9 protein-coding genes and 1 tRNA gene are annotated in these 13,536 nt (G+C 35.5%); 8 read left to right on the forward strand and 2 right to left on the reverse strand.

Features of this window, described 5'->3' with window-relative positions:
• Positions 1 to 169 precede the first annotated feature (169 nt).
• Positions 170 to 240 (forward strand) — tRNA-Gln (locus AC0608_RS05795).
• 115 nt (positions 241 to 355) lie between these two features.
• Here the strand turns inward: AC0608_RS05795 and AC0608_RS05800 are convergent.
• The gene (locus tag AC0608_RS05800; RefSeq protein ID WP_478288411.1) at positions 356 to 1,180 is read right to left on the reverse strand and encodes a universal stress protein; all 825 of its coding nucleotides are present in this window, start codon (positions 1,178 to 1,180) and stop codon (positions 356 to 358) included.
• Between the two features lie 175 nt (positions 1,181 to 1,355).
• On the opposite strand from AC0608_RS05800, the gene rimP reads away from it, so the two are divergent.
• The 3 genes from rimP to infB all read left to right on the forward strand — a co-directional run bounded on the left by rimP (position 1,356) and on the right by infB (position 6,097).
• Entirely contained in the window at positions 1,356 to 1,820 is a 465-nt protein-coding gene (gene rimP / locus AC0608_RS05805) for a ribosome assembly cofactor RimP (RefSeq protein ID WP_417989852.1), read from the forward strand.
• Positions 1,821 to 1,833: 13 nt separating this feature from the next.
• Positions 1,834 to 3,087 (forward strand): transcription termination factor NusA, encoded by a 1,254-nt coding sequence (gene nusA, locus AC0608_RS05810; protein WP_478288412.1) that lies wholly within the window; start codon positions 1,834 to 1,836, stop codon positions 3,085 to 3,087.
• 112 nt (positions 3,088 to 3,199) lie between these two features.
• Entirely contained in the window at positions 3,200 to 6,097 is a 2,898-nt protein-coding gene (gene infB, locus AC0608_RS05815) for a translation initiation factor IF-2 (protein ID WP_478288413.1), read from the forward strand.
• A 447-nt stretch (positions 6,098 to 6,544) separates the two neighbouring features.
• On the opposite strand, the gene AC0608_RS05820 is transcribed toward infB, so the two are convergent.
• Positions 6,545 to 6,934, reverse strand: a complete 390-nt coding sequence (locus tag AC0608_RS05820; RefSeq protein WP_417958695.1) for an SPOR domain-containing protein — start codon at positions 6,932 to 6,934, stop codon at positions 6,545 to 6,547.
• A 215-nt stretch (positions 6,935 to 7,149) separates the two neighbouring features.
• Between AC0608_RS05820 and AC0608_RS05825 the strand changes: the two genes are divergently transcribed.
• From AC0608_RS05825 to AC0608_RS05840, 4 genes are read left to right on the forward strand one after another with little or no spacing between them, the layout of a single operon-like run.
• Positions 7,150 to 8,484, forward strand: a complete 1,335-nt coding sequence (locus tag AC0608_RS05825) for a c-type cytochrome (protein ID WP_478288414.1) — start codon at positions 7,150 to 7,152, stop codon at positions 8,482 to 8,484.
• A gap of 29 nt (positions 8,485 to 8,513) precedes the next feature.
• A complete protein-coding gene (locus AC0608_RS05830) occupies positions 8,514 to 11,570 on the forward strand; it encodes a TAT-variant-translocated molybdopterin oxidoreductase (RefSeq protein WP_478288415.1) in 3,057 nt (1,018 codons plus the stop codon).
• Between the two features lie 37 nt (positions 11,571 to 11,607).
• The gene (gene nrfD, locus AC0608_RS05835) at positions 11,608 to 13,011 is read left to right on the forward strand and encodes an NrfD/PsrC family molybdoenzyme membrane anchor subunit (protein WP_121364343.1); all 1,404 of its coding nucleotides are present in this window, start codon (positions 11,608 to 11,610) and stop codon (positions 13,009 to 13,011) included.
• The gene (locus AC0608_RS05840; RefSeq protein ID WP_091165797.1) at positions 13,004 to 13,528 is read left to right on the forward strand and encodes a DUF3341 domain-containing protein; all 525 of its coding nucleotides are present in this window, start codon (positions 13,004 to 13,006) and stop codon (positions 13,526 to 13,528) included. Before nrfD ends, AC0608_RS05840 begins: the two co-directional genes overlap by 8 nt.
• Positions 13,529 to 13,536: the final 8 nt, after the last annotated feature.

Genomic DNA, 13,536 nt, shown 5'->3' on the forward strand with positions numbered 1-13,536 from the left:
ATTATTTTCTGGAAAAGTATTACACTTCAGTAACGCGCTGATTGTAAAGGGTTTTATTTTGTTTTTGAAATTAAATTTGATTTAGACAATTTTTTTTTTCATAAAAAGGCAAAAAAAGTTTGCGCAAACTAAAATTTATTTTAAATTTGCACTCGCTTAGCAGCAATGCTGGTCTATGGTGTAATGGTAACACAACTGTTTTTGGTGCAGTCGTTCAAGGTTCGAGTCCTTGTAGACCAACTTAAAGCCCTCAATTTTTGAGGGCTTTTTTTATGCAATATTTTTTTGGAGTTAGGTGAGGTTTTAAGGTCTAAGGAGCGCAGGTTTTCTCTGTTGTATTGACTCTGGAGATAAGTTAAATTTTGAATGTAATGACAGGTCGAGGAATGTGATTGGCTAGGTCTTCACTAACACTTCCATTAAAAAAATGAGCTAATCCGGTTCTACCATGTGTGCAAAGTCCAATTAAATCGGCATCGATTGTTTTTGCAAAATTGGTGATTCCGTTTTCAATATTGGCATCATTAAATATGTGTAAAGAGTAGTTTTCAATAGTTTGCTGAGCGATAAATTTACTCATTGTTTTTTCAGCAGCAAGAGTGGTCTTAAAGCTATTGGGCGTGCAAATCATTACTAAAAAAAGATTGGCGTCAAAAATGGTAACAAACTCTATCATTTTTTTAAATGGCTTTTCTATTTCTTTTGAAAAATCGGAGGCAAATACAAAATTTTTAAATTTTAATTCTTTTACATCGTTTTTTATTACTAAAACAGGGACATCGGATAGTCGCACCACTTTTTCGGTATTAGAGCCAATAAGAATTTCTTCAATACCTGAAGTGCCGTGAGATCCCATAACTATTAAGTCAATTTTATTTTTTTTATTAAAAGCTAGGATGCCATTAAACGCTCTTTCAAATTGTACAGATGCGATTACGGAAATTCCGTCTAAATAGGGTTGTTCTTTGATTTTTTGAAGTGTTTCGTTTGCTTTTTTGATGAAAAGCATTACTTCAGGAATGCTACTGCCATTTACTATCGCGTCGTTCATCTGGTTTGGAAGTTCTAATAAATGCAATAGAAAAATTTCGCCTTTATTTTTTTTTGCAATTATGGCGGCTGTTTTTAGTGCGTTTTCAGCGTGTTCAGAAAAATCGGTGGGGACTAAAATGCGTTTCATCGTTAGAAAGTGTTAAATTATATGAAAACTGTTATTTTAATGCTATAATAAAGATAAGAAATTATTTTACAGCAATCGATTATTTTAATTTATAAAAAAAAACACTATATTTGCACCGTTATTTATTAAAATCTAGATAATGAGGGGACTAAATGTCCCCTCTTTTTATAAAAATATGACATTTAAAGAAAAAGTAAACTCGTTATTGGCAGAATGCCTTTTAGAAAAGCCATCAGTCTTTTTGATAGACCTTACTGTCACTGATGCTTTCAAGGTTATTGTGGCTTTGGATGGTGATAATGGAGTGGCGCTTCAAGATTGTATTGATGTGAGTCGTTTTATAGACAATAGCTTGGATCGTGAGGAACAAGATTACTCTTTAGAAGTAGCCTCAGTAGGTGTAGGCTCAGCATTAAAATTAGTAAGGCAGTACAAGAAAAATGTGGGGCGAACTTTGATTGTGAAAACTGGAACAGAAATAATTGAAGCTGAATTAGTGGAAGCTAATGATGATTTTGTAATTTTGTCTTGGAAAGCAAGAGAGCCTAAAAAAATTGGAAAAGGAAAGGAAACAGTTCAAAAAGAACTTAAGTTGCCTTACGTGGATATAAAAGAAGCAATTGTTACAGTAACATTTTAATTAAAGAATTCGCATGGAAAATTTAGCATTAATCGATTCATTCTCAGAGTTTAAAGATGATAAACTTATTGATCGTGTAACGCTTATGGCAATTTTAGAAGATGTATTTAGAAATGCATTGAAGAAAAAATACGGTTCAGATGATAATTTTGATATCATTATAAATCCTGACAAAGGAGATATGGAGATATGGCAAAGAAGAGTGATCGTTGCTGATGAAGATTTGGATTTTGATCACCTTGAGATTACATTGACTGAAGCCAGAAAAATAGAGCCTGACTTCGAAATTGGTGAAGAGGTTTCCGAAGAAGTGAAATTAATTGATTTAGGTAGAAGAGCGATTCTAGCGTTGCGTCAAAACTTAATTTCAAAAATTCATGAACATGACAACACAAATCTTTACAAGCAATTTAAAGATTTAATTGGCGATATTTACACAGCTGAAGTGCATCATGTGCGTCCAAGAGTTGTTATTTTAGTGGACGATGAAGGGAATGAAATTATTTTGCCAAAAGAAAAACAAATACCTTCTGACTTTTTCCGAAAGGGAGATAATGTAAGGGGAATAATTGAAAGTGTTGAATTGAAAGGAAATAAACCTCAAATTATTATGTCTAGAACTTCTGATAAGTTTTTAGAAAAATTATTTGAACAAGAAATTCCGGAAGTGTTCGACGGTTTGATCATGGTTAAAAAAGTCGTGAGAATTCCAGGTGAAAAAGCAAAAGTAGCCGTAGATTCTTATGACGATCGAATTGATCCCGTTGGAGCTTGTGTAGGTATGAAAGGCTCAAGGATACATGGAATTGTTCGTGAATTAGGAAATGAAAATATAGATGTTATTAATTATACCAGTAACATACAGTTGTTTATCACAAGAGCATTAAGTCCTGCTAAAGTTTCTTCGATTAAAATCAATGAAGATACTAAAAGAGCAGAGGTTTTCTTGAAGCTTGAAGAAGTTTCAAAGGCAATTGGTCGTGGTGGACACAATATTAAATTAGCTGGTTTATTGACGGGCTATGAATTAGATGTTATTCGTGAAGGTGATGTTGCTGGTGCAACCGCTGATGAGGATGATGTTGAATTAACTGAGTTTTCGGATGAAATCGAAGACTGGGTTATTGAAGAATTTGCAAAAATTGGGTTGGATACTGCGAAAAGTATTTTAAAACAAGATGTAGAAGATTTAGTAAGAAGAACAGACCTGGAAGAGGAAACTATTCTGGATGTAATGAGAATATTGAAAGAAGAATTTGACAGTTAGTCAATGTGTCTTCAACGATAAACATGCCACTTTACAATTAATTCTTGCTCGGTAGGTATCGAGTTGGGAGTAAAGTGAGGAATAACAAAAAAGGTAATAATAAAAAGGTTTTATGTCTGAAGAGAGAATTATTAGAATAAACAAAGTTTTAAGGGAATTGAATATTTCTTTGGAAAGAGCTGTGGATTATCTAAAAGATAAAGGGATTGCTATTGAAGCAAATCCAAACACAAAAATTTCTGATGATGTATACAATGTCTTGTGCGGTCAATTTGCAGGTGACAAAGGGAATAAAGAAGCTTCTAAAGAAGTTGGTGAAGAGAAGAGAAAAGAGAAAGAGGCTTTGCGTTTAGAACGAGAGAAAGAAATCGAAGACAAACGTAAAATCGAAGAAGAGCGACTTAAGCAACAAGAGGTTATAAAAGCGCGAGCGGTTATAGCAGGTCCTGTTCAGGTAGGTAAGATTGATCTTAACCCTAAGAAACCTTCAATTATTACGCCAATAAAAGTAGCAGAAAAAGTGGAAGCTCCAGTTGCTAAAGCACCCGAAGTAGAAGCTGTTTCAAAAGAAGTTTCAGCGGAGAAGCCACTAATGGAAAAGCCGTTAACTGAAAAACCTGTTTCAGACAAAAATGTACCGAAACCTGTTGTAGGGATTAAAGAAATCAAGCCAGAGATTGTAAAAGAAGTTGTTGCAGAGCCAAAAGAGGTCGCAAAAACCGAAGCAGTTAAAGCTGATGAAGCGCCTGTTGATGAGACCATCACTACGCAATATCAAAAGCTATCGGGTACTACTTTGACAGGTCAGATAATAGATTTATCTCAATTCAACAAACCAAAAAAGAAAAAAGAAGAGCCGAAAATCACTCCGAATAAACCGGGTGCTCCAGGATCGGCGGCAGCCAATGCAAATAAAAACAAGCGTAAAAGGATTGCTCCAAAGCCAGGTGCTCCTAGACCGCCTGCAGTGCCGGGAGTTCCTGGTGCGCCAAATCCTAATAAAATTACACCTAATGTAGGTGGAGGAGGATTCAATGCAAACAGAAGTGCAAGACCTGGTTTTGTAAAAGGAAACAGACCTGCGATTGTTGCAAAAGTGGAGCCTACAGAAGAGGAAGTTAAAAATCAAATTAGAGAGACTTTAGAAAAACTACAAGGTAAAGGTGGGAAATCTAAAGCGGCTAAATACAGAAGAGATAAAAGAGATACACACCGTCAGAAATCGGATGAAGAGCAAAGAGCTATTGATGAAGGAAGTAAAACTATTAAGGTTACTGAATTTGTTACGGTAGGTGAAATTGCGATCATGATGGATGTGCCGATTACAAAAGTGATTGGAACTTGTATGTCTCTTGGGATCATGGTTACCATGAACCAACGTCTTGACGCGGAAACCTTGACTATTGTTGCTGATGAATTTGGTTATGAAGTTGAATTTATCACTGTAGACATTGAAGAAGCAATTCAGGTAGTTGAAGACAGAGAAGAAGATTTAGTTTTCAGAGCGCCAATTGTAACGGTAATGGGTCACGTCGATCACGGTAAAACATCGTTACTAGATTACATTCGTAAAGAAAACGTAATTGCAGGAGAGTCTGGAGGAATAACACAGCACATTGGTGCCTATGGAGTAACATTGGATAACGGGCAAAAAATTGCATTTTTAGACACACCAGGTCACGAGGCCTTTACGGCGATGCGTGCGCGTGGTGCTCAAGTTACGGATATTGCTATTATTGTGATTGCTGCTGATGATGACATCATGCCGCAAACCAAAGAAGCGATTAGCCATGCGCAAGCAGCTGGAGTTCCTATTATATTTGCGATCAATAAAATTGATAAGCCAAATGCTAATCCTGAAAAAGTAAAAGAAAGATTAGCAAGTATGAATTTACTTGTTGAAGATTGGGGTGGGAAAATTCAATCACATGATATTTCTGCGAAAGTAGGAACAGGTGTTAAAGAATTATTAGAAAAAGTATTGTTAGAAGCAGAACTTTTAGATTTGAAATCCAATCCAAATAAAGCGGCCTCTGGAACTGTTGTCGAGGCGTTCCTTGATAAAGGAAAAGGATATGTTTCTACTATTTTAGTTCAAAATGGAACTTTAAAAATTGGAGATTATATGTTGGCTGGGAAGCATCATGGTAAAATTAAAGCCATGCATGATGAAAGAGGAAATATAGTAACTGTTGCGGGTCCTTCGACTCCAGTTTCAGTTCTAGGTCTTGATGGAGCAGCAACAGCGGGTGATAAATTCAATATTTTTGAAGACGAAAAAGAGGCTAAACAAATTGCTTCTAAACGTTCTCAATTGATGCGTGAACAATCCGTACGTACGCAACGACATATCACATTGGATGAAATTGGACGTAGAATTGCATTGGGTCAATTTAAAGAATTGAACATTATCCTTAAAGGGGATGTGGATGGTTCTGTTGAAGCGTTATCAGATTCATTTTCTAAATTATCTACGGAAGAAATTCAAATTAATATCATACATAAAGGTGTTGGAGCAATTACAGAAACTGATGTTATGTTGGCTTCTGCTTCAGATGCGATTATTATCGGATTTAATGTTCGCCCTGCTGGAAATGCAAGACAATTAGCGGACAAAGAAGAAATTGATATTCGTTATTACTCTATTATCTATGCTGCAATTGATGACTTGAAAGATGCAATGGAAGGCATGTTAGCTCCGGAAATGAAAGAAGAAATTCTTGGTACTGCAGAGATCAGAGAGATATTCAAAATTTCTAAAGTTGGTTCTATTGCGGGAAGTATGGTTATGGATGGTAAAATTGTTAAGAATGCCAAAATGAGAATCATTAGAGAAGGAGTGGTTGTCTTTACAGGAGAGCTTTTAGCACTGAAACGTTTCAAAGACGATGTAAGAGAAGTTGCTAAAGGATACGATTGTGGTATTCAAGTAAAAGGTTACAACGACATCGAAGAAAGAGATGTTATTGAATCATACCATGAGGTTGCGGTAAAAAAGAAATTGAAATAGAATTTCAAAATGTTATAATTAAAATCCCGATTCGTCGGGATTTTTTTATTTTAGCTGGTAGTAAACTATATGAACAATTGGAAAATTTTCTAGATAAACTCGGCCTTAATTTGTCTATTTTTTGAAATTGAAATTTAGCTTTAGGGTGTATAAATAGTATGTATTAGCGGGTAAAAGGTCTTTGATGGTAGCTGTTTGAATATAAAGTGAGTAATTCAATATGTTATCACGGTACGGGGTGTTTTTAATATTGGTTATTGATTGGTTAATTAAAAATTGATATGTAGACACAAAATTAATTTTTAATGAAATGGTGTAGTCTTAGTTTTGCTAAGTTTCTATAAGGAATTTTAAACATGCCTCTAAAACTTCTGGTTTTTCAATGATGTTTAAAAATAAAAAAGCAACTCTATTTGAGTTGCTTTTTTATTTGTTGTTCATTCATCTTTATTTACTTGGTCTTATCAAATGTACATTAGGATACCTTTTTTTAATTTCTATTAAGTTTCGTTCCGCTTCAATTCGTGTATTGAAATTTCCAACCCAAACTTTATAATTGGGTGTGTTGAATATAATGGTGCCATCAATGCTGTTAAATTCTTGTCTGAATTCATTCAGTGTATTTTTTGCTTTTTCGCTTTCTCCACTGAAAATTTGAATTTTATATCCGTCATTAACAGCATTTGAAAGATTTGTTTTTCTCTTTTCAGTTAATAATTGTTCAAATTTTTTGTCTTGTTTTACTGTAATTTTCCCATCTTGTCCACTCGCCTTGAAGAAGGAAAAACAGATTGTAATAGAGATATAAAATGCTTTACGAAGGGCTAAAATTCTCATAATGTGATTGTTTTTATGCAAAAGTAATATTTAATGATTGATAGCAAATAGCAAATGTTATTTAGAATAGATATAAATTGAAATTAAGACTATTTTAAGGTTTTGAGAATAGTTCTTAAGTCGTATTTTTGTCGAAGTTTTAAAATAAAGGATCAGTTTTTATAAGTCAATTAGAAAAAACTGTGCCAATTTTTAGTAGATAATCATTATACTATATGAAAAAGGTGGGTAACCATAATTCGATCTCAAGGAAATTATTTTTTAGCATAGCTTTAATGCTATCTTTTTCCTTTACTTCATTTGCTCAAGAAGCTACTCCTGCAGCTACAGATGCTGCTCCGGATGCTTCCGCTACTACACAAAGTGCGGACCCAGTAAAGGGTAAGGAGCTTTTTAATGCAAACTGTGCGGCATGTCACAAACTTGATGCGAAAGCAACAGGTCCTGCTCTTAGGGGTATTGCTGCTAAATATGATGCTTCATGGCTTCATAAATGGGTTCGTAACAGTTCGGAATTAATTAAATCTGGAGACGCTCAGGCGGTTAAAGTATTTGAGGAAAATAATAAGGCAGTGATGTCTGCTTTTCCGCAACTTACGGATGGCGATATAGACAATATCATTGCTTATACATCAGAGCCTAAAGCGGAGGCTCCTGTAGCTGCTGCAGGAACTACTGCGGTTCCTGGAACTGCACCTGCGGATAGCGGGATGTCTAATAATATCATATTAGGTGCTTTGGCACTTGTCATGGTTGTTCTGGTTGTAATGTTGTTTTTGGTAAATAATGTTTTAACTAAAGTTGCGAAAGCGAATGGTATTGAAATAGCTCCAAAAACTCCTACGACTCCTATTTGGAAGGCGTTTGTGAGAAATCAATTTTTAGTATTGGTGACTGCGGTGTTTTTGCTTTTAGCAAGTGCCTATTTTGTTTATGGGTTTTTAATGCAAATTGGCGTAGATCAAAATTACGAGCCAATACAGCCAATTCATTATTCGCACAGAATCCATGCTGGAGATAATGAGATTAACTGTAAGTATTGTCACTCTGCTGCGAGAGTTAGTAAAAATGCTGGTATTCCTTCTTTGAATGTTTGTATGAACTGTCATAAAAACATTGCTGAAGTGGCTGAAACTACTGCTACTCCAGAATACAGTAAGGCGTTCTATGATGAGCAAATACAGAAATTATATACTGCAGTTGGTTGGGATAAAACAACGCAAAGTTATACTGGTAAAACGCAACCTGTGAAATGGGTTCGCATACATAACTTACCTGATTTTGTATACTTTAATCATTCGCAACACGTAACTGTTGCGGGTATTGAATGTCAAACCTGTCACGGACCAGTTCAGGAATATGAAATTCAAAAGCAATTCGCTCCATTAACAATGGGTTGGTGTATAGATTGCCATAGAAAAACAGAAGTTAAAATGGAAGGCAATGAATACTATACTAAAATTCATGATGAGCTTTCTAAGAAATACGGAGTAGACAAATTGACTGCTGCGCAAATGGGAGGTTTAGAATGTGGTAAATGCCATTATTAATCAAATTATTAAGATTTTAATATTTATATATGTCATCAAACAAAAAATACTGGAAAAGTGTTGAAGAACTAGACAAAAATAGTTCTATTGTTGAGGCGCTTAAAAATAACGAATTTGTTGAAGAGATTCCTACGGATGAATTCTTAGGAAATAATGACGCATTGTCATCTTCGTCAACATCACGTCGTGATTTTTTAAAGTACGTAGGTTTTAGTACAGCTGCAGCTACGCTTGCTGCTTGCGAAGGTCCTGTGAACAAGTCAATACCTTATGTACTTCAGCCAGAACAAATCATTCCTGGAGTTGCGGATTATTACGCTACTTCTGTTTTTGATGGATTTGATTTTGCTAATTTATTGGTAAAAACCCGCGAAGGGCGTCCTATTAAAATAGATAATAATACTATTCAGGGGGCTAAGTTTAGTGCGAATGCGAGAATTCATGCGTCTATTTTATCTTTATATGATAGCATGCGTTTGAAGCAGCCAAAAATGGAAGGTAAAAATTCAACATGGTCGGCTGTTGATTCTAAAATTAAATCAAGTATTGTTGATGCTGCCGCAAAAGGCGGACAAGTGGTACTTCTTACAAACACATTGGCTAGTCCGTCTACAGAAAAATTGATTGCTGAGTTTATCGGTAAAAATCCAAATGCTAAACACGTTGTTTATGATGCGGTATCTGAATCTGAAGCATTAGATGCTTTTGAGGCAGTTTATGGAGAAAGAGCTTTGGTAGATTACGATTTTTCTAAAGCATCTCTTATTGTTTCTGTTGGAGCTGATTTTCTTGGAGACTGGCAAGGTGGAGGATTTGATTCCGGTTATGCTAAAGGAAGAATTCCAAAAGCAGGAATGATGTCGCGCCATTTTCAATTAGAAGCAAACATGACTTTGTCCGGTGCTGCTGCTGATAAACGTGTGCCAATGTCTACGGCTAATCAAAAACAAGCATTAGTTCATATATATAATATTGTAACGGGTTCTTCTGTTGCTGTACGTTTAGAAAATAAATTTAAAGCTGAAGTTACAAAAGCAGCTCAACAATTGAAAGCTGCTGGTTCAAAAGGAGTATTGGTATCGGGTATTCAAGATAAAAATGCTCAGTTGTTAGTTTTGGCTATCAACCAAGTGTTGGCAAGTGAAGCTTTCAGTACTTCAGGAGTTAGACAAATTAGAAAAGGTTCCAATGCAAAAGTTGCTCAATTAATTAATGATATGAAAGCTGGAAGCGTTCATACTTTGATGATGAGTGGTGTTAATCCGGTTTATACTCTAGCGGATAGTGCTTCTTTTGTTGAAGGACTTAAAAAAGTAAAAACATCAGTGGCATTTTCTTTAAAAGAAGATGAAACTGCTTTAGTAAGTACTATTGCAGCTGCTGTTCCTCATTATTTAGAATCATGGAATGATGTAAGTATTACAAAAGGTACTTATGGTATAACACAGCCTACAATTCGTCCTCTTTTTGATACCAAACAATTTCAAGATGTTTTATTGTCTTTAAATGGACTTTCAGGGACATTCTACGATTATGTTAAAGCTACTTCTGCAACAATAATATCAGGTTCTTCATGGAGTAAAGTGCTGCATGATGGTGTTTATGTTGGAGTTATTCCAGCTGCCACTTCAGGTGGTGCTGATTATAGTGCTGCTGCAAATGCTTTGGCAAATGCAAAAGTAACTGAAGGATTGGAGCTTGTATTGTATACTAAAACAGGTATGGGTGATGGTCAGCAGGCTAACAACCCTTGGTTGCAAGAGTTTCCGGATCCAATTACAAGAGTATCTTGGGATAATTATGTTACAGTTTCGAATGCTGATGCAAAGAAATATGAACTTTCTAATGAAATTGTTGCTAATGGTGGTTTAAACGGTAGTTATGCTACTATTACAACTGCTGATGGCGTTAAATTAGAAAATGTTCCAGTAATCGTTCAACCTGGTCAAGCGGTTGGAACTGTAGGTTTAGCATTGGGTTATGGTCGTAAAGCGGCTTTGAAAGAAGAAATGATGGTAGGTTTAAATGCTTACTCTTTATATAAAGGTTTCAATAATGTGCAATCTGTAACATTGGTAAAAGCTGTAGGGGAACATGAGTTTGCTTGTGTTCAAGGTCAGAAAACGTTGATGGGTAGAGGAGATATTATTAAAGAAACTTCTTTAGAAATTTTCAATACAAAAGAGGCTCACATTTGGAATGAACAACCAATGGTTTCATTGGATCATAAAGAAGTGGAGGCAACAAAAGTAGATTTATGGAGTTCTTTTGATCGTTCAGTAGGACATCATTTTAATCTTTCTATCGATTTGAATGCTTGTACGGGTTGTGGTGCTTGTGTAATTGCATGTCATGCAGAAAACAACGTTCCTGTTGTAGGGAAATCTGAAGTAAGAAGAAGCCGTGATATGCACTGGTTGCGTATTGATAGGTATTATTCTTCTGAAAGTACTTTTGAAGGTGATAACGAAAGAAAAGAAAATATCGCAGGTTTATCAAGTTCATTATCTACATTCAACGAAATGGAAAAAGCGGGTGACAACCCACAGGTTTCTTTTCAACCGGTAATGTGTCAGCATTGTAATCATGCACCTTGTGAAACGGTTTGTCCAGTTGCTGCAACTTCACATTCTCGTCAAGGTCAAAATCACATGGCTTATAACAGATGTGTGGGTACGCGTTACTGTGCTAACAACTGTCCGTATAAAGTACGTCGTTTTAACTGGTTCTTGTATAACAAAAACAGTGAATTCGATTACAACATGAACGATGATTTAGGGCGTATGGTGTTGAATCCAGACGTGAATGTTCGTTCTCGTGGTGTTATGGAAAAATGTTCTATGTGTATTCAAATGACACAAGCTACAATTTTAAAAGCGAAAAGAGAAGGAAGAGCGATCGTTGATGGTGAATTCCAAACTGCATGTTCTAATGCTTGTTCTACAGGAGCAATGATTTTTGGAGATGTAAATGATAAAGAAGCGGAAGTGACTAAATTAGCTGCTGACGAAAGAATGTACCATTTATTGGAGCATGTTGGAACAAAACCAAATGTGATATACCACGTTAAAATTAGAAATACCTAGTACAAAAATAATTAATTAAGAATCAATATAAAGGATTATGTCGTCTCACTACGAAGCAACCATTAGAAAACCCTTAGTTATAGGTGATAAATCTTATCACGATGTAACTGTAGATGTAGCTGCCCCTGTTGAAGGTAAAGCAAATAAACATTGGTGGATTGTATTTTCAATTGCATTAATAGCCTTCCTTTGGGGATTGGGTTGTATCATTTACACTGTATCTACAGGTATTGGAACATGGGGTTTAAATAAAACTGTTGGATGGGCTTGGGATATTACCAACTTTGTTTGGTGGGTAGGTATTGGTCATGCAGGAACTCTTATTTCTGCTGTATTGTTACTTTTTCGTCAGCGTTGGAGAATGGCTATTAACCGTTCTGCTGAAGCAATGACAATTTTCTCTGTTATTCAAGCAGGTTTATTTCCAATCATTCACATGGGTCGTCCATGGTTAGCGTATTGGGTTTTACCAATTCCGAATCAATTTGGTTCTCTTTGGGTAAACTTTAACTCGCCATTGCTTTGGGATGTATTTGCAATATCAACGTATCTTTCTGTTTCATTGGTTTTCTGGTGGACTGGTTTGCTTCCTGATTTTGCGATGTTGAGAGACAGAGCAATTACTCCTTTCAACAAACGAGTATATTCTATATTGAGTTTTGGATGGAGCGGTAGAGCAAAAGACTGGCAGCGTTTTGAAGAAGTATCTTTGGTTCTTGCAGGATTAGCTACACCACTGGTACTTTCGGTACATACGATTGTATCAATGGACTTTGCAACCTCTGTTATTCCTGGATGGCATACTACAATTTTTCCTCCATACTTTGTTGCTGGTGCGGTTTTCTCAGGTTTTGCAATGGTTAATACGTTGTTGATTATTATGAGAAAAGTATCTAATCTGGAAGCTTACATAACAGTTCAACACATTGAGTTGATGAATATCGTTATTATGATTACAGGCTCTATCGTAGGTGTGGCTTACATAACTGAATTATTTGTTGCCTGGTATTCAGGTGTCGAATATGAACAATATGCATTCCTTAACAGGGCTACTGGACCTTATTGGTGGGCATATTGGTCGATGATGACCTGTAATGTTTTTTCTCCACAGTTCATGTGGTTTAAAAAATTAAGAACAAGTATCATGTTCTCGTTTATAATTTCGATTGTTGTAAATATTGGAATGTGGTTTGAGAGATTTGTAATTATTGTTACTTCTTTACATAGAGATTATTTACCGTCATCTTGGACAATGTTTTCCCCTACATTTGTTGATATTGGAATTTTCATTGGAACAATAGGTTTCTTCTTTGTATTATTCTTATTGTATTCAAGAACATTCCCTGTTATAGCACAAGCAGAGGTAAAAACAATATTAAAAGGAACAGGAGATAATTACAAACGAGAAAGAGAAGCAAATAAAGATTCACATCATGAGTAATAAAGTAATATACGCCATTTATAATGACGATGATATTTTGATGGATGCGGTTAAAAAAACCAGAGCAGCTCATCATCATATTGAAGAAGTTTTTACTCCATTCCCAGTACACGGATTGGATAAAGCTATGGGAATTGCACCTACAAGATTAGCAATTTGTGCTTTCCTTTATGGTTGTGTAGGTATTTCGGTAGCGACAGCGATGATGAATTATATTATGATTCAGGATTGGCCCCAAGATATTGGTGGAAAACCAAGTTTTAGTTATATTGAAAACATGCCAGCGTTTGTTCCTATCATGTTTGAACTTACGGTATTTTTTGCTGCGCATTTGATGGTTATTACTTTTTATATGAGAAGTAAGTTATGGCCATTTAAAGAAGCAGAAAATCCTGATGTAAGAACTACAGATGACCACTTTTTAATGGAAGTTGCTGTAAATGACAATGAAGAAGAATTAATTTCTTTTTTCCAAAGCACGGGAGCTGTAGAAGTTAAAGTAATCGATAAGCATTAATTATAGAT

Source organism: Flavobacterium sp. GNP008, from assembly GCF_056428965.1.

Bases quoted from the DNA above. Each gene is read 5' to 3' on its own strand.
- AC0608_RS05800 (WP_478288411.1), bottom strand. From the start codon at position 1,180: ATGAAACGCATTTTAGTCCCCACCGATTTTTCTGAACACGCTGAAAAC.
- rimP (WP_417989852.1), top strand. From the start codon at position 1,356: ATGACATTTAAAGAAAAAGTAAACTCGTTATTGGCAGAATGCCTTTTA.
- nusA (WP_478288412.1), top strand. From the start codon at position 1,834: ATGGAAAATTTAGCATTAATCGATTCATTCTCAGAGTTTAAAGATGAT.
- infB (WP_478288413.1), top strand. From the start codon at position 3,200: ATGTCTGAAGAGAGAATTATTAGAATAAACAAAGTTTTAAGGGAATTG.
- AC0608_RS05820 (WP_417958695.1), bottom strand. From the start codon at position 6,934: ATGAGAATTTTAGCCCTTCGTAAAGCATTTTATATCTCTATTACAATC.
- AC0608_RS05825 (WP_478288414.1), top strand. From the start codon at position 7,150: ATGAAAAAGGTGGGTAACCATAATTCGATCTCAAGGAAATTATTTTTT.
- AC0608_RS05830 (WP_478288415.1), top strand. From the start codon at position 8,514: ATGTCATCAAACAAAAAATACTGGAAAAGTGTTGAAGAACTAGACAAA.
- nrfD (WP_121364343.1), top strand. From the start codon at position 11,608: ATGTCGTCTCACTACGAAGCAACCATTAGAAAACCCTTAGTTATAGGT.
- AC0608_RS05840 (WP_091165797.1), top strand. From the start codon at position 13,004: ATGAGTAATAAAGTAATATACGCCATTTATAATGACGATGATATTTTG.